Annotated in this window: 24 protein-coding genes and 1 riboswitch; of the genes, 7 read left to right on the forward strand and 17 right to left on the reverse strand. The window is 38.2% G+C overall.

The features are described from left to right. Positions 1-4 precede the first annotated feature (4 nt). Together PB1_RS12650 and PB1_RS12655 are read right to left on the reverse strand one after the other, a co-directional pair. A complete protein-coding gene (locus PB1_RS12650) occupies positions 5-931 on the reverse strand; it encodes a metal ABC transporter solute-binding protein, Zn/Mn family (protein ID WP_004437167.1) in 927 nt (308 codons plus the stop codon). 201 nt (positions 932-1132) lie between these two features. Beyond that, positions 1133-1417, reverse strand: a complete 285-nt coding sequence (locus tag PB1_RS12655) for a hypothetical protein (protein WP_004437168.1) — start codon at positions 1415-1417, stop codon at positions 1133-1135. Positions 1418-1674: 257 nt separating this feature from the next. Between PB1_RS12655 and cspD the strand changes: the two genes are divergently transcribed. Then, positions 1675-1875, forward strand: coding sequence for a cold-shock protein CspD (gene cspD, locus PB1_RS12660; protein ID WP_004437171.1), 201 nt, complete (start codon positions 1675-1677; stop codon positions 1873-1875). Positions 1876-1981: 106 nt separating this feature from the next. On the opposite strand, the gene PB1_RS12665 is transcribed toward cspD, so the two are convergent. Continuing rightward, a complete protein-coding gene (locus PB1_RS12665) occupies positions 1982-2167 on the reverse strand; it encodes a zinc-finger domain-containing protein (protein WP_004437174.1) in 186 nt (61 codons plus the stop codon). A 17-nt stretch (positions 2168-2184) separates the two neighbouring features. Beyond that, on the reverse strand, positions 2185-2841 hold the full coding sequence (locus PB1_RS12670) for a reverse transcriptase-like protein (RefSeq protein WP_004437176.1): 657 nt from the start codon (positions 2839-2841) through the stop codon (positions 2185-2187). A 136-nt stretch (positions 2842-2977) separates the two neighbouring features. Here PB1_RS12670 and PB1_RS12675 point away from each other — a divergent pair, with 136 nt between their 5' ends. Both PB1_RS12675 and PB1_RS12680 read left to right on the forward strand, forming a co-directional pair. After that, positions 2978-3379, forward strand: a complete 402-nt coding sequence (locus PB1_RS12675) for a reverse transcriptase-like protein (protein WP_004437179.1) — start codon at positions 2978-2980, stop codon at positions 3377-3379. Between the two features lie 7 nt (positions 3380-3386). Beyond that, entirely contained in the window at positions 3387-4310 is a 924-nt protein-coding gene (locus PB1_RS12680) for a DMT family transporter (RefSeq protein WP_004437180.1), read from the forward strand. 355 nt (positions 4311-4665) lie between these two features. Here PB1_RS12680 and PB1_RS12685 read toward each other — a convergent pair whose 3' ends face one another. Both PB1_RS12685 and PB1_RS12690 read right to left on the reverse strand, forming a co-directional pair. Further along, positions 4666-4947 (reverse strand): DUF6123 family protein, encoded by a 282-nt coding sequence (locus PB1_RS12685; protein ID WP_004437182.1) that lies wholly within the window; start codon positions 4945-4947, stop codon positions 4666-4668. Between the two features lie 192 nt (positions 4948-5139). Next, positions 5140-5607, reverse strand: coding sequence for a divergent PAP2 family protein (locus PB1_RS12690; RefSeq protein WP_004437183.1), 468 nt, complete (start codon positions 5605-5607; stop codon positions 5140-5142). A 147-nt stretch (positions 5608-5754) separates the two neighbouring features. On the opposite strand from PB1_RS12690, the gene sspL reads away from it, so the two are divergent. Then, positions 5755-5892 carry a small, acid-soluble spore protein L gene (gene sspL, locus PB1_RS12695; protein ID WP_004437190.1) on the forward strand — a complete coding sequence of 46 codons (138 nt, stop codon included), beginning with the start codon at positions 5755-5757 and terminating at the stop codon, positions 5890-5892. 376 nt (positions 5893-6268) lie between these two features. Here sspL and PB1_RS12700 read toward each other — a convergent pair whose 3' ends face one another. From PB1_RS12700 to PB1_RS12735, 8 genes are all read right to left on the reverse strand, one after another. Continuing rightward, complete coding sequence (locus PB1_RS12700; RefSeq protein ID WP_004437192.1) at positions 6269-7153, reverse strand: 5'-3' exonuclease; 885 nt, start codon at positions 7151-7153, stop codon at positions 6269-6271. Positions 7154-7253: 100 nt separating this feature from the next. Continuing rightward, on the reverse strand, positions 7254-7445 hold the full coding sequence (locus tag PB1_RS12705) for a hypothetical protein (RefSeq protein ID WP_004437194.1): 192 nt from the start codon (positions 7443-7445) through the stop codon (positions 7254-7256). A 209-nt stretch (positions 7446-7654) separates the two neighbouring features. Further along, on the reverse strand, positions 7655-11326 hold the full coding sequence (locus PB1_RS12710; protein ID WP_004437197.1) for a dynamin family protein: 3672 nt from the start codon (positions 11324-11326) through the stop codon (positions 7655-7657). 355 nt (positions 11327-11681) lie between these two features. Further along, complete coding sequence (locus PB1_RS12715) at positions 11682-12245, reverse strand: isoprenylcysteine carboxyl methyltransferase family protein (protein WP_004437207.1); 564 nt, start codon at positions 12243-12245, stop codon at positions 11682-11684. Then, a complete protein-coding gene (locus tag PB1_RS12720) occupies positions 12245-13330 on the reverse strand; it encodes a type III polyketide synthase (RefSeq protein WP_004437208.1) in 1086 nt (361 codons plus the stop codon). The genes PB1_RS12715 and PB1_RS12720 overlap by 1 nt, the downstream gene beginning before the upstream one ends. A 515-nt stretch (positions 13331-13845) precedes the next feature. After that, positions 13846-14016 (reverse strand): hypothetical protein, encoded by a 171-nt coding sequence (locus tag PB1_RS17840; protein ID WP_004437212.1) that lies wholly within the window; start codon positions 14014-14016, stop codon positions 13846-13848. Positions 14017-14130: 114 nt separating this feature from the next. Continuing rightward, entirely contained in the window at positions 14131-15444 is a 1314-nt protein-coding gene (locus PB1_RS12730) for a nucleobase:cation symporter-2 family protein (RefSeq protein ID WP_004437213.1), read from the reverse strand. Further along, on the reverse strand, positions 15441-16037 hold the full coding sequence (locus PB1_RS12735) for a xanthine phosphoribosyltransferase (RefSeq protein ID WP_004437215.1): 597 nt from the start codon (positions 16035-16037) through the stop codon (positions 15441-15443). The genes PB1_RS12730 and PB1_RS12735 overlap by 4 nt, the downstream gene beginning before the upstream one ends. A gap of 130 nt (positions 16038-16167) precedes the next feature. Further along, positions 16168-16269: riboswitch (purine riboswitch) on the reverse strand. A 419-nt stretch (positions 16270-16688) separates the two neighbouring features. Here PB1_RS12735 and PB1_RS12740 point away from each other — a divergent pair. The 3 genes from PB1_RS12740 to PB1_RS12750 are packed head-to-tail and all read left to right on the forward strand — an operon-like array spanning position 16689 to position 18994. Further along, the gene (locus PB1_RS12740) at positions 16689-16838 is read left to right on the forward strand and encodes a cytochrome c oxidase subunit 2A (protein ID WP_004437217.1); all 150 of its coding nucleotides are present in this window, start codon (positions 16689-16691) and stop codon (positions 16836-16838) included. Positions 16839-16862: 24 nt separating this feature from the next. Continuing rightward, positions 16863-17339, forward strand: a complete 477-nt coding sequence (locus tag PB1_RS12745) for a cytochrome c oxidase subunit II (RefSeq protein ID WP_004437219.1) — start codon at positions 16863-16865, stop codon at positions 17337-17339. Then, entirely contained in the window at positions 17339-18994 is a 1656-nt protein-coding gene (locus tag PB1_RS12750; protein ID WP_004437220.1) for a b(o/a)3-type cytochrome-c oxidase subunit 1, read from the forward strand. The genes PB1_RS12745 and PB1_RS12750 overlap by 1 nt, the downstream gene beginning before the upstream one ends. Before the next feature lie 22 nt (positions 18995-19016). On the opposite strand, the gene PB1_RS12755 is transcribed toward PB1_RS12750, so the two are convergent. From PB1_RS12755 to PB1_RS12765, 3 genes are all read right to left on the reverse strand, one after another. After that, on the reverse strand, positions 19017-19958 hold the full coding sequence (locus PB1_RS12755; protein WP_004437221.1) for a DMT family transporter: 942 nt from the start codon (positions 19956-19958) through the stop codon (positions 19017-19019). Between the two features lie 222 nt (positions 19959-20180). Then, positions 20181-21692: a carboxypeptidase M32 gene (locus PB1_RS12760; protein ID WP_004437222.1), complete on the reverse strand. Its 1512-nt coding sequence runs from the start codon at positions 21690-21692 to the stop codon at positions 20181-20183. 141 nt (positions 21693-21833) lie between these two features. Then, on the reverse strand, positions 21834-23753 hold the full coding sequence (locus PB1_RS12765; RefSeq protein WP_004437223.1) for an ATP-dependent DNA helicase: 1920 nt from the start codon (positions 23751-23753) through the stop codon (positions 21834-21836). Positions 23754-23813 lie beyond the last annotated feature (60 nt).

The following is a 23813-nucleotide window of genomic DNA, read 5'->3' on the forward strand; positions in this document are numbered from 1 at the left end:
CTCCTTATTTAAGTGCGTCCACAATTGTTTTGATATTATGGCGGTACATGCCGATATATGTTCCTTCGTCTGTCCCTTCTTCTCCCATTGCATCAGAGTAAAGCTCTCCGCCAATTTTGACGGTATGACCTTTTTTCTTGGCCCCTTGAATGACGGCATTTATCGATCTTTCTGAAATACTCGATTCCACAAATACAGCTTTAATATTGCGCTCGACAAGTGTATTCACAAGCTTTTGAACATCACTCAGTCCATACTCCGCATCAGTGCTCAACCCTTGCAAACCCATTACTTCCATGTTGTAAGCTGCACCAAAATAGCCGAATGCGTCATGGGCAGTAACCAAAACTCGTTGTTCGGCAGGTATTTTTGCCATTTCTTCCTTGGCAAACGCATGTAATTCATCAAGTTTTTTAAAATAAGCATCAGCGTTTTTCTCATAGAAGGATTTATTTTCCGGATCTGCTTTTATTAATCCGTCCTTTACGGTTTCCAATGCTTGTTTCCAAAGGCTTATGTCAAACCAAACGTGGGGGTCGACCGCTTTTTTATCAGCCGCATTTTTTAATAAATCTTTTTCATCAATGTTCTCAGCAATCGCATATGTCGGAATTTTGTCATTCATTTTTTCAAAAATGTCAAGCATTTTCCCTTCGAGGTGAAGGCCGTTATAAAAAATAATGTCCGCTTCCTGGAGCTTCTTTATATCCCCCTGGGTGGCTTTATATAAATGGGGATCTGTACCCGGACCCATCAGGCTTTGTACCTTTACTTTATTTCCTCCGATATTTTTTACGCCATCTGCAATTTGGCCGGTCGTTACGGTTACTGTCAGTTTTTCTCCGTCTTCAGAATGTTTCGACGTACTTTCCGAACAGCCAGCAAATAAGAAAAAGGCTGCCATTAACAACATTGCAAATATCTTTTTCATTGTCTTCACCTCTTTTGTAAATTTGAGATTTTGGCACATTTCTAACATATGCCCAACTTTTTAACTTCGTTCATTCTTTTTATACTAACACCAAAAAGTTTCCTATAGTGAACATTTTAGTGCAATCATAACTTTTGTCAATAAAAAAATCTGAAAACATAAAAAAATCGGCCTAAGCCGATGTAAATGATTATTTATTTTTTATTTGTAAGACCTGATCGTTCCATTTTTCTGGATGTACCATTTATCATTTGAAACGATTGTGACAATTGTCAAGATGAGCGAAGGGATTTTTTCGACCCGAAACACTGCAACTTCAAGCTGTTTATTAAAGATAAGAAAAGAGTCTCCATGTGAAAAACTTTGCAGGACGGCACCCATTTTAAGCAAGGAATTGACAATCGCTTCCCGCTCCTCTGTTTCGATCATTATGTGAGGAGAGAAATTTACAATCCAATCTTCATTACCTATTGAAAATCGGTACATTTCCTCACCCTTTGTTTTGTTGGAGATATTAATAAAAGATATGAATAAAACATGTTTTTATGTATTGCAAATTTTTTTAAATTAGTTGCGCTTTCGTAAAAAAATTCTCACAATTATTGACGCTTTATATTGTTTTCGTGTATATTAAAGACATCATTTGGCTGAATAAATTTCCGTCTCCGGAATATATTCTGTCGTATGATATTATTTTACGTGGACACGTTTTGTGTCTCTAAGGTTTAGGAGGAAAGTGTAAAATGCAAAACGGTAAAGTAAAATGGTTCAACAATGAAAAAGGTTATGGATTTATTGAAGTTGAAGGCGGAGACGATGTATTCGTTCATTTCAGCGCAATTCAAGGCGAAGGTTTCAAAAGCTTAGAAGAAGGCCAGGAAGTTTCTTTTGAAATCGTTGAAGGAAACCGCGGACCTCAAGCTGCTAATGTTGTAAAACTTTAATTCTAATAAATAATAGAGGCTGACTAATAAGGGTCTAACTTCCTCTGTGATAGAGGGGGTTTGACCCCTTTGTTGATCAGCCTCTTTTTTAATGCCGTACATAATATCATGACAATTTCTCGCCAACAGCTTTGATTTTTTCTCCCACCGTGCATTGTGTTATGCAAAACCGATGGGCATACCTTTTACCTTTTTCTTTCCGATGGTGTTTATATAAAAAACAATCTTTGCAGTAATAATTCATAAGTTCTTCCACTTCTGCCAACAATGCTTCACGATCCAATTTTTTCACACCATTCAACTCCAAATCTAAAGTATTTGCATTTTACTGTTTATCATTTTTCCTTCTAAAGCCTGGCTTGCCAGTTTATCGGCTTCTTTGTTTTCTTTTCGGGAAACAACGGTATAACGCGGTTCAATTCCAAGCTCTTTCAGCTTGTTTTCGATCCGGTCAAGCCATTTGTTTAAAACATCCTCATAACATGGCCATTCCCCTTCAAGCTGCTTCAACACACCTTGTGAATCACCAATAAACTCGCAAGGGAGATGGTGAACGCCAAGCTCTTCAAGAATAGTTAACGTAAAATAAAGCGCCGCGTATTCAGCTTCATTGTTTGTTTCCATCTCATCAAACAATTGGTTTGCACGGATTCGGTATTTTTTCTTGCCTTGCTTATAATAAATGACTGCTCCAAGACCGGCCTGATTCAATTCTTTATGAAATCCGCCATCAAAATAAACGACAACATCATGTGGTTCTTCTTCAATTTTGGCAGTTAATTTTTTTATTTCCTTCATCTTCCATGATGACCCGAGCTCATCATAAAAAACTAATTCTGCTGCTTTTCCTGTTTTTTCAATCTCTTCTCCGGCCTTAATTGCGAGATCTCCATCCAGCAAATCAGAAATAAACAATATCGTTTCCTTACTTTTTAATTTATATTTCCATTCCAATTGAAATTTCATTTTTTTCAGCCCTTTTTCTAATCTTTTATTATACTATATTGTGTAAATAAGGCTCATTTACTCACTTTTTATTTTAACCGCGACTCTTTTATGATACACTTTTTTATATTTTTTGATAATTATGGGAGGAATCATTTTGATTGAAGTCTATATTGACGGAGCAAGTGCCGGCACCCCCGGGCCAAGCGGAGCCGGAATATTTATTAAAGCGCTCGGGAATGTAGAAAGATACTCAATCCCGCTCGGAACGATGACAAATCATGAAGCAGAGTTCCATGCATTTATTAAGGCGATGGAAATCTGCATTGAAAAAGGATACAGAACGGTTTCATTTCGCACTGATTCTGAATTAGTCAACAGAGCCATTGAAAAAGAATTTGTAAAAAACAAAAATTATGCACCTTTATTAAAAAAGGCATTAAAGCTCTCTGAACAATTTGATTTATTTTTCATGAAATGGATCCCGAGCAGCGAAAACAAAACGGCTGATCATTTAGCGCGGATGGCTGTTCGAAAAAATAGCTGGAAGGAAGTTTGATCGTACTATGAAAAAAACATTTTTTGCTGATGTTAGCCTCCTCTTCGTTGCTTTCATTTGGGGATCCACTTTCGTCCTTGTACAGAATGCCATTTCTTTTTTAGCGCCTTTTTCATTTAATGGGATCCGTTTTTTTGCTGCTGCGGTTCTGTTAGGAGGCTGGCTGCTTTTATTTGAAAGAAAACAAATTCGCTATTTTAATCGAAAAATGCTTTTATCAGGAATGTTATTAGGCGTTTTGTTGTTTATCGGATATGCATTTCAAACAGTCGGTCTTCTTTATACATCTTCATCTAAGGCCGGATTCATTACAGGTTTAAGTGTCGTAATGGTTCCAATGTTTGCGATTTTTCTGTTAAAACAGCGGCCCGGCATAAATGCCGTTGTCGGTGTATTTATCGCCACTGCCGGCTTGTATTTGCTTACAATGACGGACACCTCAAAGTTAAATATTGGTGATGGTTTTGTTTTTATTTGTGCGATCGGGTTTGCTTTGCATATTATTTTTACAGGAAAGTTTAGCAATAACTATCCATCCTTGCTGTTGACGGTTGTGCAAATTTCAACGGTAGCCATTTTGTCGTCCATATTTGCAATTGGATTTGAAAATTGGCAGAATGCTTTTCAGCCTGATGTCGTGTTATCAGAAAAAGTCCTTGCTGGACTGATTATCACTTCTGTTTTTGCAACGGCCCTTGCGTTTTTTGCACAAACGAATTTTCAAAAATTTACAACGCCAACGAGAGTCGCACTTATTTTTGCCATGGAGCCTGTTTTTGCCGCTGTCACAGCATTTATCTGGGCAGGAGAACGCTTGTCATACTCTGCGATCATCGGTTGTATCCTTATCTTTTCAGGAATGGTGATTGCTGAACTTCCAGTAAAAAAAGGTGTGTTTCTTGGTAAGTTTAAGCGGAAACACGCTGCGTAATAAATTTGAGTAATACCGAACTGAAACCAGGTACTTTTTGTTCATATCTTGGAATGAAAGCTCATAAATGAGGTCGACGGCCATATATCGAATCGAAGGCTCATATATCGAAATAAAGGCTCATTTCTCGCAGCGAAGGCTCATAAATCCAAATAAGGGCTCAAATTTCGAAACGAAGGCTTATATATCAGAATAAAGGCTCATTTCTCGAAATAAAAGCTCATAACCTTATCTAATCATATATCAGAGCGAGTAATCCCATTATCTATAAACAAAAAAAGCTGGTTTTACTTTAAAATCGTAAAGGGACTGGCCTTAATTTGATCCAAAAAAGGTCAGCCCTCTTTTTACCAGTTCAAATCACGATTAAATGGTTTTCCTTCACAAATTGAATCGCTTCGTGCCGGTTTTTAATTTTGTTTGCGATTAATGTCTCAAGTAAAGAGATATAGAAACTTCCGTCAAATTCCTTTTGCGCTTTTATGGTTAGTTCGATTGCCGTGTTTGTAAGTTCATCAGATGCATTTGTATAATTTTTTCCAAAATAAATAAATCCAACAGCATCCTCCCTAATTCGAAAGCCTTTTGTTTGCAAATAGTGCAAATAATCTTTCACTGTCCGCACTGACTTTTCCATCCCTATCCCCCGGATCTGTAATTTTCCCTAACTAATTTTACTTTAAATTTCGACAAGTTTCTATCGTTTTTTTGTGGAAAAGGGGCAGAGCGGCACGAACAAAAATAGAAATTTCAACCTGCTTTAGGCTTTGCTTTCACCGCCTTATTTTGTTGATTAACTTTCAAAATTTTTAGGATTGGGTATTTAAGATTAATGCTTTTTGTTTTTCGTCAAAAAATAGCCGATTGTGCCGACAAGAACTCCGAGGAGAGCACCTCCTATAACTTCTTCCGGTTTATGGCCAAGCATTTCTTTCAATTTTTTCGGCGACTTTTCTTCAAATTTTACACTTTCATCTTTATGGATTTTCTCAACTAATTCCCCTAGGTCATTTACTTTCAACGTCAGCTCGCCAGTCTGGCGCCTAATTCCCTGTGCATCATACATAACAATTAACCCATAAATAAGGGACAAGGCAAAATCAATCGTCGGCATTCCTCTTTTTAATGCAATATACGTTGTTAATGACGAAACCCCTGCCGAATGGGAACTTGGCATACCGCCCGTTTGAAAAAAGAGCTCGGGCTTCCATACTTTGTTTTTTACAAAATAAATTGGAATTTTTAACACCTGAGCCAGTCCAATACTGAGCAATGCAATGTAAACCCCTTTATTCATACCTTCACCTCTTTGTTAGTTTGAAAAAAGCCGAGTGAATTTATTCTTTTTGGTTATGATAAAAGTAATGTCCTCTATTTTTGGGTAAATTAAGATGATTACTAATTCATGTAAAATTCAACCATTAAAGTGTGGAGGTATCTTCGAATGAGCAAAAAACACAACAGAAACAGAGGAACAAGAGCACCGGGAGTAACTCCTCAAGGGTATGGACAGGATGCAGAGTTTGATGAAGATCCGAAAAGCAAATTAGAAAATGCTGCCAAAAAGAAAAATACGAAATAGAAAAATTAAAACAGGTAAAGGCTGTCTCAATCCTAAGGGTCAGACCCCATAATGTTGTATATGTGTGCTAAATATTGATAAATGCACATGGGGTCAGATCCTTATGAGACAGCCTCATATAAAAAAACCGGGCACATGACTGTTCCCAGTAAAGTGGATCGTTCACGAATACCCGGTCTCTTTTTAATATATTGGAATGAAAAGCTCATAAATGTGATCGACGGCTCATAATTTTAAATGAAGGCTCATTTATCGGAACGAAGGCTCATATTTCGAAATAAAGGCGTATAAAACAAAACGAAGGCTCATATTTCGAAACGAAGGCGCATAAAACAAAACGAAGGCTCATAAATCAAAATAACGGCTCATATTTTTCTCAAGCATATTCTTTTTCAATCTCTAAATACCTGTGCAGCCCTCTAAATTCAAGTTCTTTAAATTTTTCAATCACTTTTTGCCGGTCGATTTGAAATAATGCATCATTGAGGCTGCAAGACACCGGGGCATCGCACTTAATTTCGGCCAGCTGTCTGCTTAAGTACATCATTTCAAGGTCCTGTTCGATTTTCGTTCTCTGTGCTTTTGACAAGTTCTTAAGATTGGAAACAATCCCTTCAACATTTTGAAATTGCTGCACAAGCTTTAAAGCTGTTTTCTCGCCGATCCCTCTTACTCCAGGATAATTATCACTTGAGTCTCCCATCAAGGCTTTGAGATCAATCATCTGTTGTGGATAAATGCCTTTTTCCTCAAAAAATAACTCTTTCGTATAAACATGATAATTTCCGAAACCTTTTTTTAACAGCGCGACTGAAATATTTTCGTCAATCAGCTGCAATATATCTTGATCCCCGGTAAGAATAAGAACATCCGCATCTTGACAGCTTTGTATTGCCAGCGTTCCAATACAGTCATCCGCTTCAAAACCTTCGAGGCCGATATTTGGCACATTAAAAGCTTCCACGATCTCTTTTGCAAGATCAAATTGTGGGAGCAATTCAACCGGAGGCTCTGAACGGTTCGCCTTATATCCTTCAAAAAGCTCCGTACGAAATGTTTTGCTACCCATATCCCAGCAAACTGCCACGTGTGTCGGATGAAATTTATTCACCGCTGTAAAAAAGTGTTTGATAAATCCGTATACGCCGTTTGTTGGAATGTCTTTAGAATTTATCATAAATTGACCGGCAACGGCTGTAGCATAAAACGAACGAAATAATAGCGCCATGCCGTCTACCATCATAAATAATGGCTTTTTCATTTGTATACTTTGTCCCTCCGATTGTAAAGTCACAATTCTCATTATAGCATTGGATAAAGGAAGATTGTTTCATAAAGCCTTTAATTCCATACAATATTTTTTAAAGGCCCCTTTCCTTCTTTCGTTTTTCCATAAGTTTTTTCACATGTTCTTTCGGAGTCCAGCAATTGAATTGATAATTTGGCTGCGTTTCATACCCGAGCCTTATACAATGATATTTCATATTCTTCTCTTTCCCCGTTCTTTCGGCATGAAAATGGATACATGTTGCACATGCGTGAAATGGATTCATTCATTCTCTCCCGCCTTCACCTGTAAAAGCTCCCAAAGCAAACATTTAAAATTCCCGTTAGATTCATTCCTTTATTTGATTTTGCGAGTATTCAAGCAATTTTTTTTGTTCCTCTAAATAGAATGTGTGTTTATTGACATTCACGACCGATCTCAATGTCATAGCGTTTTTCCAATTCTTTCAGCTAATCCTTCATTCGATCCAAACCCTTATGAAAAAGAATTCATTTGTTTTTCAATTTCTTTTAATTGATCAATCGGAATTCCTTCGCCGAGGGCAGTCATCAATCCGTTGCAGTATTCTTCCGTCTGCTCTGCCAAATTGTGAAGCAGATTGTCAAAGTGAAGGCTCAGAAGCTTTATATAATGTTCCTTCAAACGGCTGCTTTCTGCTTGTAAATACTTTTCGGCAAGTTCTTGAAGGATTCCTTCCAACTCTTCTGCCAGAAAGCGCTTTTCGTTTTTTTCGAAAAAAGATTTCAGATTCTTTACTTGGCCTAAAGCTTTTTTGAACATGCCTCTGTCGAGTTCTTTAAAAGCATTGTGAAACTCAATTCCGGTAAACTCCGGCGCTTCAAATTGCGAGAACGCAATACCCTCTTCGCTTTTGGCGGCCAATTCTTGTGTAAGGGCAGAATAGAAGTTTTTAAGGATTTTTGTAATAAACGCCTCAATTCTTAACGATGTCGCTCTCATTTCCTGAGCAAAATCAAATCCGATGCTTTCAAGCAATTCTTCCAAGGAAGTTTGCAGAGCCTTCTTTATATTTCTGCCATCATCCTTTAGCACTGACGGATTAAATGCTTCTTTGAAAAAATCGCCGAATCGGAAAAACACCCTTTGTTTTATATAAAAAACTAATTCATCCGCTTCCTGGATCAGCTGTTTTGTCAAAAAGTCCAGAGATTGAGATTGAAGAAAAGCGAGCAAGCGCTCTTTTTCCGCTTTCACTTTTTCATATTTTTGTTTTTTTGCCGATTCGTCTTCCATCGCGGAAGCAATAAGCCCGCGGAGAAGGTCGGAAGCGCGGACAAGATCTGCCTCGGCTGACGATTCAGCAATTTTCATTAAATCTCCACAAATAAAGGAATAGAAAGCCTTTTCAAAAACGTTTATTCGAGATTCTTCAGTCTCTAGCTGCAGTGTTTTTTCCTTTAAAGCGAGCAAGCTTGAAACCGGGAACAAATTCGGCCGGCGAATGCCGTACTGTACAAGCTGATCTTGTACATATTCCATAACAGAAGCCATTTCCTCCTCATTATTGGCAAGGTCAATCGCATTGACAATAAAAAACATTTTATCAAGTTCAAATGTCTCTTTCACCCGGCCCAATTGAATGAGAAATTCCCGGTCTGCTTTTGAGAAAGCGTGGTTATAGTAAGTGACAAACAAAATCGCATCCGAATTTTTAATATAGTTAAAAGCGACTCCGGTATGGCGTGCATTGATGGAATCAGCACCGGGCGTATCCACCAAGGTAATGCCTTCCCTTGTTAACGGACTATCAATGAAAACTTCAATCTCTTCAACAAAACACGATTTTTCTTCATTGGCTACAAACTCGCGAAATTCTTTCAAATCGGTTCGAACAATTTCGCCGAGGCGGTTATGAAAAAGTTCAAAGCCTTTGCAAAATGCAGACAGAAAAGCAAAATGCATTTTTCCGGCAGCATCCGAAACAACTTCTTTTCCAACTATTTTTTTAATAGAAGCCATTCCTTCATGAAAATCTTTCACATCGTATCCAAAGAAATGCAGCGACCGCTGAACTTCTTCAAAAAGCGCGGCGGATTCTTTTAATTTGACAATCACAGTGCCATGCGGATGTTTTTTGTCAACAGGCTTAATTTTATTGATGGCAGCCGTTGTCGGGTTTGGCGAAACCGGAAGCAAATCTGTTCCAATTAAGGCATTGGCAAACGAAGATTTTCCTGCGCTGAATGCACCGAACAAAGCAACGGTAAATTGCTGGTTTTCAAGGCGTTCTGCTTTGCGAAGAAGCTCGCCGCTCATTTTCTTCATGCCGGGTATAGAGCTGATTTTCTCTCCTGTTAACCTTAGTTTTCTTGCTAATTTTTCAAAATTGGAATCAGAAAGCGTTTCCAGTCTTCCTTGTTTAATTGAATCATCGGAATCGCCTTTATTCCAGGCAGTCCATCTCTTCTTGTTCTGCTCAGAAGAATCGTCTTTCACATCTGTTATCATTTCAGGCTCTTCCTCCTCAAATGAAAGAAGAGAAAGGATGGTATCATAATCCACGTTTATTTCATTGCTGCCCATTAAAATCCCTTCCATGGCAAAACGGGCAGACATCTGCTTTTCCTGTATGGCATCCAGATTTCTTTTCGCGTCAGCAAATTTTTGCAATTGATTGAATTCTGCTTGCAGCTTACTTTTTGCGTCAGCATTTTTCACTTGAAGAAAGCTGCTAAAACTTTCGATTAAAGGAAAGATTTCTTGCTTCGCTGCTTTTTTTAATAACTCAGCTACTTCATTTGTATAATTTAAAACATATTCCCCTGACAGCCTCGCCCCTGGTTTTACGGCCGACTTTAATAACTCGGTCGGGAATGGGACCGCAAAGTTTTGGGCTTTTTCGGCAAGCTCCGGATGTAAGACTCCTTCATTCTTTAAAGAATTCAGAATCAATTCGCGCAAATGCCATTCCAGCTGGGTCTTAACCTTTTTAGAAAGATCGCTGTAAAATTGTTCAAGCCGTTCATTCCGGGCTTCTTCCGTTTTTTGTTTCGTAAAAAACAAGCCAACTTTAAAATCCGGCTGGAGGGACTCCAAATATTTTTCGGCAAGCTCTCTCGTCTGGTAAGGCATGAGATACGCATTTCTTAGTATTTCGTTCAATTCAGTTAGCAGGCGCTCTTTTACTTTGGAAGCAGCTGTATCGATTTCATCTAATTGCTTTTTGAGCTCTTCCAGTTTTTCGGTTACATTTTTTTGTTCGTCTTCTGTCAACACTTCTAAGATTTGCTTGTTGGCCTCGATCTCTTCTTCATCACGGGCAGCCAAATACGCATAGTGATCATCTGCAATTTTTTTTAGTGAATGAAAGATGGTTATCGGTAAAAGATCATGTCTTTTTGAAATTTTTTCCTTCAACAAATTTTGAAGCATTGAAAATTGGTTCGCTGCATGTTCTCTGTTTTTTAAGCTTGTATAAAAAATTCCTGCAGGTTTCACACCCCAAGAAGCAAACGACTCCTGCACACTTTCCTTGAAAGTTGCAAAACTTAATTCTTCTTCTCTATGTTTGTCAATTTGATTGATGACCAAATAGACTTCTTTCCCTGCTTCCGAAAGCGCTTTTGTAAATAAAAAATTCAATTCGGATTGAACATGATTGTAATCCATCACATAAAAGATAATGTCTGCCAAATGAAGGGCAGATTCGGTCGCAATATGGTGTCCATCATCTGTAGAATCAATCCCGGGAGTATCCATAACTACCGTGTCTTCAGGGAAATTCGCTTTAGAATGACTGATGACAATTGATTGGATTTCGTCCCCATTTTTTGCATACGCTTTCAATTTGTCTAAATCGTAAGGAGCCGGATATAGCCGAGGTTTTCCGTGTTTAAAATAAACCTTCGCATAATCCTTTCCTGATTTAATTTTTACGACATTTGCACTCGTCGGAATCGGACTCGATGGAAGCAGATTTTCACCGATTAACGCATTGATCATGCTTGATTTTCCAGCCGAGAAATGGCCGCAAAATCCTATTGAAAATTCTTTTTCTTTCCATTTTTTTGCAAGTTGCTTTACTTTTTGTTCATTTTCAAGGTCATTATTTTCTTTGAAAAATGTATATAAGGCAGTGATTTTTTCAATAAGCGGCAGATCTTGCTGAATAATTGTCTTAATCATAAATAAAATACCCCTTATCTGAACATTTCAATATTGATTCCATTGTAAACGATTTTTCTATACTTTCATATAAGTCTTTGTTGATTTTCCATTTAACAGTTTATAACAAAACAGCCCGGGAGGTTCCCCGGGCGGTAAGCATAACAAAAATGATATTATTTTGTTGACTGGGCAGGTTTGGTCACATTTTGAAGAACATATTTCATAACAAAACCATAAACAACAACCGTAGAAACAACAAATAGAGTCACCATATGTAACACCATCCTTGGAAAATGATAGTGAGAATAACTTTCAAATTCAATTAGAATTTTATCATGAACGATAATCATTTTCAATATGAAGGTTCAATTTTTCACAATTTATTAGCATTATTTGGAATGAATCGATTTTTCCTTTTAAAAGAAAGTTCGTATTCTGTCAATTTCTTAAGCGCTTTCTCTTCGGCGGGTATGCGAACCGATAAGACGAAAGTATTTAACAATGAAAAAAGGATCGCAGTAAAATAAGCTTGAAACATTAAAGGTATGATGATAAATTCAAGCGCCACTACACAATAATTCGGATGTTTCAAAAATTTATAAGGTCCTTTTTTTACGACTGATGCTCCCGGCAGGACAAGAATTTTTGTGTTCCAGAATCTCCCGAGTGATAACAGCGCCCATATGCGAATGGCCTGTGCAGCAAGAAAAGCAACTAATAACAATGTCCAAAGGGGCGAGATGTCTTTATGAAAATATTGTACCTCTATTATCAATGCGAAGAAGAATAGAATATGCACAATTACGATTATTGGGTAATGTTTTTGGCCGAATTCAACAGCTCCTTGACTTTTCATCCACTTTTCATTTTGTTTCGCCACTATTAATTCGAGTAATCGTTGAATGATGATCACTGAAATGAATAGCCAGAATGCCATTATACCCACCTCATTAACAGTAATTCAGAGCTGAATCCCGGCCCAAGAGCGGCAGCCAAGCCTATTTCACCTTTATTCGCTTTTTCCATAATCCTCCGTAACACATATATGATGGTTGCCGAAGACATATTCCCATATTCCTTTAATATTTCGAGAGAATCTTTTGTCATATCTTCAGGAAGATTAAGTTCTTTCACATACGCTTCCAGCACTTTTTTGCCTCCGGGATGGGCAATGAAATGATCAATGTCATTTAATCCGATATTCCACTCACGGGTCAGTTTTTCTACATTTGGTTTTAGCCAAGTCTCAATCTTCGTTGGAATATCTTTTGAAAAAACAACAAACAGTCCATCATTCTTGACATCCCACCCCATTACATCAAGAGTGTTTTTCATTGTCGACGATTGAGTGGCAAAAATGTTTGGAGATGAAGCCCGCTTTTGATATTTCGATAGATCCGACTCACTGCCGCATACGACAGCACAAGCTACGCCGTCAGCAAATAAGGAAGTTCCGATTAAATTGCTTTTGGAACGGTCGTTTCTTTGAAATGTTAAACTGCATAATTCAATTGATAAAACAAGAACCTTTGCTTTCGGAAAAGCAAGACAGTATTCAAAAGCCCTTGATAATCCGGCAGCTCCTCCGGCACACCCTAGACCAAAGATTGGTATCCTTTTCGTGTATGAGGAAAATGGAAGGATATTCATAATTCTTGCTTCAATACTCGGTGTTGCAATACCGGTTGTTGAAACAGTAATGATCGCATCAATTTCTTCATAAGGAATTTCGTTTGTTAAGAAAGTAGAACTTGTTAAACATTTCTTTATTGCTTCCACACCTAATTTTACTGCTTCCTCAACATAAGCATTGTTTTTTTCCTCGAATGTTCTGCTGCCCTTGAACCATTCGAGCTCTTTTACGAAATGGCGCTTTTCTATCTGTCCGTTTTGAAAAGCTTTTAACAGCCTCTCAATGTCTCTGAACGAATCCGAAAAAAGCTCACCCGCAAATTCCATCGCTTGCTGCTGTTCAATGACGTAAGGCGGAATCGCTTCTGCTACAGACAAAATGATCGGCATTGTTTCTTACTCTCCTTTAGGATCATGTAAAGTTACTTTTTCCATTAAAGTGAAGAGTATACAATCAAACAATCGAAACACACGATAAGAACTTCGATTTTTGAAAAGAAAAAAAGCTTCCCCCATTAGGAGGAAGCAATTCGTTTTGAAGGAGTTGTTGTGCAATCTTATTATATACTTTGCACGCCAAAATATCACTCTCAATCATTTCCAGTATCATATGGACGGGGCTATTTATCTTTCCATTTCTCAATAAATGAAGAAATGCAATGGAAAATCCTATGCCATCTTTACTGATTTTTTTCATTATGTTTTTGGACTTCGATCCAGATTGAGTTTGAAGCCAACAATCCGCATGATGTACAAATTTGCTTTTCATTGTATAAACGGCGGCAACGATCACAATAATACTTTTTCATTCTTTGTTCACTCTTCCCCTGCTAGTCAATCTTGCTTTATTTTATTTAAAGCAAATCGGGATTGTGACAAAGAACACCTTTTCCGAAAAAATAATCTTACATCTTTGATTGCTGGCGGGCGATGGTTTTATTTCGTTCACCGCCATCTGCCAATTCTTCAGAGAATTCATGGCCAACCCGCTGATTCTTGCCGGCTATTTTTGAGTCCCGGATGGTATTTGATGGCAAATTATTGTTAGGTGCAGCTTCCTCATTCCATTTTCCCAAGGCAAATCCTCCTTTTTTAGTTTTGTGCTAGTATTCGTCCATTTCCATAATTTCATTCTTGTTTAAAAAAAGAGCCTGGATTTCTCCAAACTCTTTTCAAAGATATGTTGTACATTATGAAGCTTCCTGTCCACTTATTTTTCCAGAAAACTGTGCCGGTTTTCTTTTCGGCAGCAAGTTAAAAACGATATTTAGGAAAATCGCAGTTAAACTGCCTGCTACAATTCCGTTGTCCGTCAAAATGCGTAAGCTTTCAGGCATTTTCGCAAACAAATCCGGTACGGCTGTAACACCCAGCCCCATTCCTACAGAGCAGGCAATAATAAGCAAATTCTCCTGTGACGTAAAATCTACCTTGCTTAACATTTTGATGCCGTAAGCCATGACCATGCCAAACATTGCCACCATGGCACCGCCGAGGACAGCCGGTGGAATGACGGTTGTAAGCGCGCCAATTTTAGGAACAAGTCCTAGGACAACAAGAAAAGCGCCTGTTGTATAAATCACTTGTTTTCCTTTCACTCCGGACAGCTGAACGAGGCCGACATTTTGGGAATAGGTTGTATATGGAAACGCATTAAATAAGGCACCGAGTATAATCGCAAGGCCTTCAGCCCTGTAGCCATTTGCAAGATCCTTCTCAGATAATTTGCGATTGCAAATATCGCCTAAGGCAAAATAAACCCCAGTAGATTCAACCAAGCTCACGATCGCAACTAAAATCATCGTTAAAATTGCCGTCAATTCAAATGTCGGCATACCAAAGTAAAACGGTTTTGCCATATGGAACCACGAAGCCTCTCCGACAGCTGTAAAATCCACTTTTCCCATTAAAAAAGCAACTAGCGTTCCGGCCAACAGCCCGAGCAAGATGGAAATCGAACGAATAAAACCTGTAAAAAAGCGATAAATAGCAATAATAAAAAGCAATGTTCCAAATGCCAGTGCAATATTAGAGAGTGACCCGAAATCTTTGCTGCCCTGCCCCCCGGCCATATTGTTCATCGCAACCGGGATCAGTGTGATTCCAATAATAGTTACAACCGATCCGGTAACAACAGGCGGAAAAAATTTCACAAGCTTGCCAAAATATTGAGAAATTAAAAAAACAAATATTCCGGAAACTAAGATTGATCCATAAATCGCTGAAATTCCGTATTGCCCGCCGATGGCGATCATTGGTCCAACAGCAGTGAATGTACAGCCTAAAACAACCGGCAAACCAATCCCGAAAAATTTATTTTTCCAAACTTGAAGAATCGTCGCAATTCCGCACATTAAAATATCTATGGAAACTAAATACGTTAACTGTTCACTTGTAAGTCCTAATGCTCCGCCGACGATTAACGGCACAACAACGGCACCGGCATACATTGCAAGAACATGCTGTATTCCGAGTGAAGCGATTTTGAACATGTTCGGTTTCATACATTTACTACCTCCGATTCATTTTCAATAAATTGGACTAACCCGTCTTCAAGCGAATCAATTCTTGCAAGAGACTCCACCCTAAATCCTTTAGACCGCAATAATTCGCTTCCTTTCTGAAAAGACTTTTCAATGACGATTCCAAAACCGGCTACTTTTGCCCCGGCTTTTTGGACAATTTCCGCCAAACCTAAAGCTGCCTGGCCATTTGCTAAAAAATCATCAATAATCAAAACTTTGTCATCTGATGTGACATATTTTCGAGAAACAGATATTTCATTTGTTTCTTGCTTTGTAAACGAGTAAACAGAGGCAGTAAGCAAATCGTCCGCTAATGTAAGAGACTTTCTTTTTCTTGCAAATACAACCGGCACCCCGAGCTGTATAGCAGTCATTAGTCCCGGTGCAATTCCTGAAGACTCAACTGTTAAAACTTTCGTAATCTTTTCGTTTTGAAACAGCCGGGCAAATTCTCTCCCTATTTCTTTCATTAAAACAGGATCAATTTGATGATTAAGAAAAGAATCCACTTTTAAGACCGAATTTGAAAGAATGACACCTTCATCCCGAATCTTTTTCTTTAGTAAATCCATGTTCTCCTCCTTTTCATAATGGCTAAAAGCATAAAGCCTGAAGATCATTGCATTCCTCAAAAAAATGAGTGAAGCAATGACCTCCAGGCTTCTGCATTGGAGGTAATAAAAATGACGCTGATTAATAGCGTTCTCTCCATTGCTCACCCATAGTCGAAACATTTACGGTGTTCCGGTAGAGACTCGCGGGCCATATCCCCGCCATTATATGAGTGAATGCATATGAAATTACTAACATTATAACATCAATGAATGATAAATCAATAAACGAATATTTCCGAAAAAATAAAAAAATATTCGGATTTATCACACAGCCAAATAGAGAAAAATTACAGTATTTTAAAACAAAAATTTGGTTTCCATTTTTTAATGAGCTTAATAATTGAAACAAAAAATGAATCCCTTTTTCTTCCTAATATCGTCTATCGTAAAACATCTCCTATTACAATCTTCACATTTTCTTCACATTTTCAAACCTCTATATGTGACTTTAATCACTGATATTTCAATTTTTCACTATTAACATAGTAATTACATAAGGAATGAATACTTTGTGAACATATTAAAACCATATGGAAGTTTCAAAATTGTTTTGTATTATGAAAGTGAAATCATGTATTTATTCCAATTTCCAGAAAGGAGGGATATACAATGGCAGAACCGCAACTTGCCAAAAAAACAGAAACTAAAAATGAAGAGAGCACTACATTAAAGGGAACATTAGCTTCCGTTTTCTTGCTCGGTTTTTTCATTGTTGTTACTTGGTTAGGGGTCTATTTCCTATATTTAGAGCGTTTTTAATCGTTAGAGAGGAGCTAAAAAGCCATGCATCTTCATAAGTTCGAAAAAATTTGGCTAATATTTGGTGTCGGGATGTTAATCGTATTCTTGTCGACCGTTGGTGTAAGTGCTTTCTATTTGGGCAATCAACCGCCAAGCTGTCTGGCGACCATCGATCCGGAAAAGGTAGACGAGACAGCCCCATTTAATAAGCCCGGACTAAAGAAAGTGGAAGGAAAAGATTGGGACTATGAACTTGTATTTGTTGCTTCTGCTTTCAATTATAATCCAGGTCAAGTACAAGTTCCAAAAGGGGCAAAAGTAAAAGTGATCGCTACCACAAAAGATGTTGTCCACGGATTTGAAATTGCCGGAACAAACATCAACATGATGCTTGAACCCGGATATATATCAGAAATAGTCACAACCTTTGATAAAGCGGGAGAATATACGCTTGTATGCAATGAATACTGTGGTGTCGGTCACCATATGATGACTTCAAAAATTGAGGTGGTTGAATAATGAATAGCCCATCAGCTTATTTAAAGGTTGACCGCCGTGATGGCAAATTGGCAATGGCCCATTTTTATGTGGCATTTATTGCATTAGCAATTGGCGGACTATGCGGATTATTACAAACGTTAGTTCGTTCAGGTAAATTTGAATTGCCTGCCGGAATCGGCTACTATCAAATATTGACCGTTCATGGTGTTGTTTTAGGACTTGTCTTAACTACTTTCTTTATTACTGGATTTCAGATAGCAGCTGTCAGCCGTACTTCCGGTACGCTGTCAAACGGCCAGCGGAACATCGGATGGACCGGTTTCTTGTTAATGACAACCGGTACAGTAATGGCTGCTGTTATGATATTACTGAATAAAGCATCTGTACTTTATACATTCTATGCACCTCTGCAGGCTCATGCTATTTTCTATCTCGGGCTTACTCTTGTAATTGTAGGAAGTTGGCTTGGCGGAGTGGTCGTCATTATGTCATATGTAAAGTGGAGAAAAGCCAACCCTGGCAAACCAAGTCCTCTTCTTACATTTATGGCATTAGTAAACACCTTATTGTGGATTATTGCAACCCTCGGAGTTGCGATCAGTGTACTGACTCAATTGCTTCCTTGGTCTTTAGGCTTAATTGATACAGTAAATGTATTACTCACTCGTACTCTTTTCTGGTACTTTGGGCATCCGCTCGTATACTTCTGGCTGCTGCCTGCGTATATGGCATGGTATGTCGTTATTCCAAAAGTTATTGGCGGAAAAATTTTCTCTGATTCATTGGCTCGATTATCTTTCATATTATTATTGCTTTTCTCAATCCCGGTTGGTTTCCACCATCAATTAGTTGAACCAGGGATTGACCCAGGCTGGAAATTCTTGCAGGTTATTTTAACATTCTTGGTTGCAATTCCGTCTTTAATGACTGCTTTCTCTTTATTTGCAACATTTGAAAATTACGGGCGCTCAAAAGGTGCTGCCGGATTATTCGGTTGGATTAAGAAGCTTCCATGGGGAGACGCACGCTTTGTCGTGCCGTTTATTGGAATGCTGGCATTTATTCCTGGGGGTGCAGGCGGTATCGTCAATGCTTCCCACCAGATGAATCAAGTCGTCCATAATACGATTTGGGTAACAGGACACTTCCATTTAACAATTGCAACGGCTGTTATTTTAACATACTTCGGTATTTCGTACTGGCTAATACCGCATTTAACCGGACGGACACTTACTAAAAAAATGAATAAGCTTGCGATCGTACAAGGTGTCCTTTGGGCAATCGGGATGACCTTTATGTCAGGTGCAATGCATGCTGCCGGTCTTCTTGGAGCACCAAGACGTTCAGCATTCTCAACTTATGGTGATTCTCAGAAAGCTTTGGAATGGATTCCATATCAAATTGCACAGGCAGTTGGCGGTACGATCTTGTTCCTGTCCATTATCCTGATGCTTTACATCTTTATTAACCTTGCATTCTTTGCACCAAAAGGCGAGCAGGAATTCCCTGTTGGAGAAGTTGCTGAAGAAGCTGAAAAAACGCCAATGGTATTGGAAAATTGGAAATTATGGCTCGGCGTTACAGCTGCCCTGATTTTATTCGCGTACACAATTCCGCTTATAGATATCATTCAAAATGCTCCTCCGGGATCAAAAGGTTATAAATTCTGGTAATAGATAACTTGCAGAACCTGCCTCAATTTTTGGCTGAGGCAGGTTTTTTGTTTTCTGAACCGTCCTTCCCTGCTGTTATTAAATTTCCGTTTCCGGCAGGAAGGTTGACAACGATTACTGATGCAAGAATCAATAAAGAACCTCCAATTTGCAGCCATGTTAATTCTTCATGATAAAAAACAACTCCAAGAATTGTTGCCACAATTGGCTCGACAGTAGCGATAACTGCCGCCTTGCTGCTTTCAGTTCTTTCCAGTCCCCATGTATATAAGATATAGGCAAGAACAGTTGGAATAAATCCAAGCCCGGTGGCATAGACCAACACGTTAAAATCCAATAACCGTTCACTTTTCTCCCATAAACGAACAATCGGAAACAAGACGATATCTGCAACAACAAAAGTATATAGTGTTACTGTAAACGGGGAATATTTTCGTAATGCAAATTTCCCGAAAATACTATATAATGCATAGCCAAGCCCTGATCCAAGTCCTATCAACAGAGCCCAAATCGATATTGTTTGCTGCGATTCACCGGTTAGCCCTGCAATAAGAACGCAACCTGTCATCGTTCCGATCACTGCTGTTATCTTTTTAACCTTCAACGATTCCTTCAAAAAAATAAACGATAGGACAGCAACAAAAGCCGTTGACGTGTAAAGCAATATAACGGCTAGTGAAATGGGCATATAATCAATTGCTGTAAAATAACACCAATTAAAAAAGACGATACTTAAAATTCCCGTTCCAAAAAACATCGGCAAATCTTTCATTGAAATTTTTATTTGGCTTGAAAATTTTATAAGTCCTATAACCAATAGCAAAATTGCTGCAGCAGTCACCCTAATGGCTACAATTTCCATTGCCGTGAATCCAAAGCTTGAAAGGCCTCTTACAAAAAAAGCAATCAGCCCCCATAATGCAGCACCACAGGCAATGCATAAATAAGGCAGATAGTTTCTCATTTTCCTCTCCGTTTTCCAAGTAATTTATCGCTTCGATTGTATAACTCGAATTTACATAAAAAAAACCTTGCCAAACTTTTTAAGTAACAAGGTTGCGTGGCTGTCGCAAAAACATAAGGGTCAGACCCATAACACAATATATTGTACATAATGTTGGATAAATGTGTTATATATTGATAAATGCACATGGGGTCAGACCCTTATAAGACAGCCTCAATTTTACTAGCTTAATTGGTATACTTTCTGATACTTTTCATACAAATAATCAATTAAATATTTAGCGTTTAACCCTTCTCCGGTAACATCTTGCAATATTTCCAAAGGTTTTTTCATTTTACCAAATTGATGGACTTTTTCAGTAAACCATTCTTTAATAGGAAGCAAATTTCCTGATTCAAGAAGTTCGTCATAGTTCGGCAATTCCTTCAGCATTGTTTGTTTAAACTGTGCTGCATACATATAGCCTAAAGCATACGAAGGGAAATAGCCGAAGCTTCCTCCTGACCAGTGAACATCCTGAAGTACGCCATTCGCATCACTATCCGGACGGATTCCTAAATATTCCTCATATTTATCATTCCAAATTTGCGGGAGGTCTCTCACATTGATCTCATCATTAAACAATCCCTTTTCAATCTCGTACCGAATGATGACATGCAGCGGATACGTTAATTCATCTGCTTCAATTCGGATAAGCGACGGTTTTGATTCATTGATCGCCCGATAAAACTCATCCAGTTCCACATCGTCGAATTGGCCATTTGCGTATTTTTTCAATAAATCATAGTTTTTCTTCCAGAAAGAATAATGCCGCCCGACAAAATTCTCATAAAACAATGATTGAGATTCATGTATTCCCATCGATGTTCCTGTACAAAGCGGCGTACCAATTAAGCTGGAAGAAATATTTTGTTCATACAAAGCGTGTCCGCCTTCATGAATCGTTCCGAAAACAGCAGTACGGAAATCGTTTTCATCATATTTTGCCGTAACTCTCACATCACCCGGGTTTAAGCCGATAGCGAATGGATGAACGGTTTCATCCAACCGTCCGGCGTCAAAATTATAACCCATTTGTTTAAGTATCTCGAGACTAAATTCGCGCTGCTTTTCTTTTGGAAATCTTTTAAATAGGAAGTCCGTTTTTGGTTTATTTGGAGATTCGAAAATTGCCTTAATCAACGGAACAATTTTTTCGCGTAATTTAGTGAAAACACGGTCAAGTATGTCTACGGTTACACCCGGTTCGTATAAATCTAGAAGCGTATTATATTTATTACCTGTATAGCCCCAATACCCAATAAATCTTTTATTCATTTCAACCAGCTTTTCAAGGTATGGGCGGAATAACTCAAAATCAGATTTTGCTTTTGCCTCTTCCCAAATACATTCAGCCTTTGACTGCAAAATGACATATTCTTTATATTCTTCTGCAGGGATTTTTCGATTGCGGTCATATTCTTTTTTACATTCTTCCAACGTCTTTTTCGTCACTTCTGATAAATCTTTTGCTGATGACAATTTTACTATGTATGCTGCCATTTCTTCCGAAGTAGACATTTTAAAAACTTCCGATGAAAGTATTCCGATCACTTCTGAACGCTGATCTGCTCCCTTTTTTGGAGCTCCTGTTCGAAGATCCCAATAAATCAGGGAAAGCGCTTCCGAAAAAGCACTCATTTTCTTTACATATTCTAAAAATTCATATTCTAAAAGTCTTAATGCTTCACTCATGCAAAAATTCCTCCTAAAATAAGCCTGCTTTTAAATTTTATCATATTTTTCTGATAAATAGGCTTTTATTTACAGTAAAATTTCGTTTTCCGAAAAAAAAAGGGGATGAGGGCATATACAATGACCATCATCCTCTAACATTCAAATTTCAATGACATCCGTTGGCAAAACTCTTTTCACTTGCTCAATCACTTCATTATTTTCTTCCTTATTTATCAAAATGTGAACGTGACCCTTATCATAACGGCTCCTAATCAGCCTTCCGACCCCTTGTCTTAAGCGCAGCAGCATGTAAGGAATGTCGACTTCCCAAAAAGGATTGTCTGATTCTTCACTTTTCGCAGTGAAGACAGGATCTTTCGGCGGAAATGGAAGCGAAAAAATAATGACATTTTCCAAAGATCTTCCGGGAATATCCAGCCCTTCCCAAAGATGGGTGGAACAAAGTACGGATTCTTCTTCATTTTGAAACTTGGAAACGAGATTACTGATTTCTGCATCACCTTCATAGTAAATTGGAAAAGGTGCAGACTCTCCTGCAAACTTCTTAAACTCTGACAAGTGGTTTAAATCATTAAATAATACAAGGGTTTTCCCGTTTGTCTTCTTTATATCCTTCAGTGTATAAACCAACTTTTCCGATAGATCGTCTGATGGAAATTTCTTCAAAAAAATCTTCATATTTTGATTATAGTCAAAAGGCGAAGCAACTGAAAAAGATAAGTATTTATCAATGCCAAGACTTCTTGCCATATATTCAAAAGATTGATTTTCAGATAGCGTCGCTGAAGAAAAAATAAACGGTATATTTTGAGAAAATACTTCTTCCCTCATAATCTCTTTAACCATTTTTGGCATAATGACGAGTGTTTTTTCTTCGCTGTTCTTTTCAAACCATGAAATCCCTTTTGTATATTTCAGAAAAAGGGACAGAGAGTACGTGATTTGTTCCAAGTATTCTTCAACTATTTTTAAATCATAGTCGTTGATCGTAAACATTTCACTTTCAAACACTAATTCTTCTTCCAGGTCATGAATGGTTTTAAGAAGCCTTTTTCCACGCTCAAAAACGGATTGGGTTTTCTCGATCACTTGTTTATCAGATCCGGCTACTTTCGAAGAAGCGCTTGTTAACACATCAAAAAACGTTTCACTTTGAAAGATCACTTCTTCTATTTTCATTAACGTTTTTTCTCTAATATCATTCGGTGATAATCTTGTCAAAAGACTTTCTAATGTTTGTTCGGTTAACCGGTATGTTAACGCTTTTTGAGCCGCAAACTCGAGAAGATGGCCTTCATCAAAAACGACTGCACAGGCATCCGGCAAAAGCGGAAGCTGACCTTCGCGTTTTCTCGACTCTTTCGTCCAAATATGTTCCATATAAAAATCGTGTGAACAGATGATTAAGTCTCGAGCTCCGCGATAATATTCACGATGAAGAGTTTGCCCGCACCGATGCCGCCTCACGCAGCTGAAACAATCTTGAAGAGGATCCCACGCTACTTTATCCCATTGCTCATCCGTCAGCTCAGGGTAATCTTTCCGGTCACCATAATGATGGAAAGACTGCATCGATGAATCTCCATTAATAAACGCAGGAAGCCTTTCATAAACATCAGTATATTCCTCTTCTTGAAGATAAACATGATCCAGTTTATTTAAGCACAAATACTGATCTCTCGACTTTGCAAGCCGTACATCAATATTAAGGGATAATGCTTTTTCTAATTTCGCGATATCCCCTTCCTTCTTGACTAGCTGCTCAATCAATGTATCATCTGCACAAGCAATAATCGCCGTCTTATTCGTGTAACGGGCATACGCGATGGCGTATAAGAGATAGACGATCGTTTTTCCCGTTCCAACCCCGGCTTCGGCAAAAATCACCTTCTTTTCTTTAAAAGCTTTTTCAAGCTGGAATGCCATATAAACTTGTTCATCCCTCAGTTCAAATCCGGCTTCCGGAAGGATGTCGTAAAATACATCTCCGATCCACTCATTCAATTTTTGAAAAAATGACTCTGTCTTAGATATCGTAAAAGGCAATCGGCTTTTCATATTATTCCCCCGCAAATAGAAAAGGAAAGCGCCTTTGTAAAGACGCTTTCAATTTCTTAA

The sequence above is a fragment of the Bacillus methanolicus PB1 genome (genome assembly GCF_000262755.1).
Taxonomy (GTDB): Bacteria; Bacillota; Bacilli; order Bacillales; family Cytobacillaceae; genus Bacillus_Z; species Bacillus_Z methanolicus.

What these genes read in the sequence shown, in the direction of transcription:
- PB1_RS12650 (WP_004437167.1), bottom strand. Translation starts at nt 931, where the DNA reads ATGAAAAAGATATTTGCAATGTTGTTAATGGCAGCCTTTTTCTTATTT.
- PB1_RS12655 (WP_004437168.1), bottom strand. Translation starts at nt 1,417, where the DNA reads ATGTACCGATTTTCAATAGGTAATGAAGATTGGATTGTAAATTTCTCT.
- cspD (WP_004437171.1), top strand. Translation starts at nt 1,675, where the DNA reads ATGCAAAACGGTAAAGTAAAATGGTTCAACAATGAAAAAGGTTATGGA.
- PB1_RS12670 (WP_004437176.1), bottom strand. Translation starts at nt 2,841, where the DNA reads ATGAAATTTCAATTGGAATGGAAATATAAATTAAAAAGTAAGGAAACG.
- PB1_RS12680 (WP_004437180.1), top strand. Translation starts at nt 3,387, where the DNA reads ATGAAAAAAACATTTTTTGCTGATGTTAGCCTCCTCTTCGTTGCTTTC.
- PB1_RS12685 (WP_004437182.1), bottom strand. Translation starts at nt 4,947, where the DNA reads ATGGAAAAGTCAGTGCGGACAGTGAAAGATTATTTGCACTATTTGCAA.
- PB1_RS12690 (WP_004437183.1), bottom strand. Translation starts at nt 5,607, where the DNA reads ATGAATAAAGGGGTTTACATTGCATTGCTCAGTATTGGACTGGCTCAG.
- sspL (WP_004437190.1), top strand. Translation starts at nt 5,755, where the DNA reads ATGAGCAAAAAACACAACAGAAACAGAGGAACAAGAGCACCGGGAGTA.
- PB1_RS12700 (WP_004437192.1), bottom strand. Translation starts at nt 7,153, where the DNA reads ATGAAAAAGCCATTATTTATGATGGTAGACGGCATGGCGCTATTATTT.
- PB1_RS12705 (WP_004437194.1), bottom strand. Translation starts at nt 7,445, where the DNA reads ATGAATCCATTTCACGCATGTGCAACATGTATCCATTTTCATGCCGAA.
- PB1_RS12710 (WP_004437197.1), bottom strand. Translation starts at nt 11,326, where the DNA reads ATGATTAAGACAATTATTCAGCAAGATCTGCCGCTTATTGAAAAAATC.
- PB1_RS12715 (WP_004437207.1), bottom strand. Translation starts at nt 12,245, where the DNA reads ATGGCATTCTGGCTATTCATTTCAGTGATCATCATTCAACGATTACTC.
- PB1_RS12720 (WP_004437208.1), bottom strand. Translation starts at nt 13,330, where the DNA reads ATGCCGATCATTTTGTCTGTAGCAGAAGCGATTCCGCCTTACGTCATT.
- PB1_RS12730 (WP_004437213.1), bottom strand. Translation starts at nt 15,444, where the DNA reads ATGAAACCGAACATGTTCAAAATCGCTTCACTCGGAATACAGCATGTT.
- PB1_RS12735 (WP_004437215.1), bottom strand. Translation starts at nt 16,037, where the DNA reads ATGGATTTACTAAAGAAAAAGATTCGGGATGAAGGTGTCATTCTTTCA.
- PB1_RS12740 (WP_004437217.1), top strand. Translation starts at nt 16,689, where the DNA reads ATGGCAGAACCGCAACTTGCCAAAAAAACAGAAACTAAAAATGAAGAG.
- PB1_RS12745 (WP_004437219.1), top strand. Translation starts at nt 16,863, where the DNA reads ATGCATCTTCATAAGTTCGAAAAAATTTGGCTAATATTTGGTGTCGGG.
- PB1_RS12750 (WP_004437220.1), top strand. Translation starts at nt 17,339, where the DNA reads ATGAATAGCCCATCAGCTTATTTAAAGGTTGACCGCCGTGATGGCAAA.
- PB1_RS12755 (WP_004437221.1), bottom strand. Translation starts at nt 19,958, where the DNA reads ATGAGAAACTATCTGCCTTATTTATGCATTGCCTGTGGTGCTGCATTA.
- PB1_RS12760 (WP_004437222.1), bottom strand. Translation starts at nt 21,692, where the DNA reads ATGAGTGAAGCATTAAGACTTTTAGAATATGAATTTTTAGAATATGTA.
- PB1_RS12765 (WP_004437223.1), bottom strand. Translation starts at nt 23,753, where the DNA reads ATGAAAAGCCGATTGCCTTTTACGATATCTAAGACAGAGTCATTTTTT.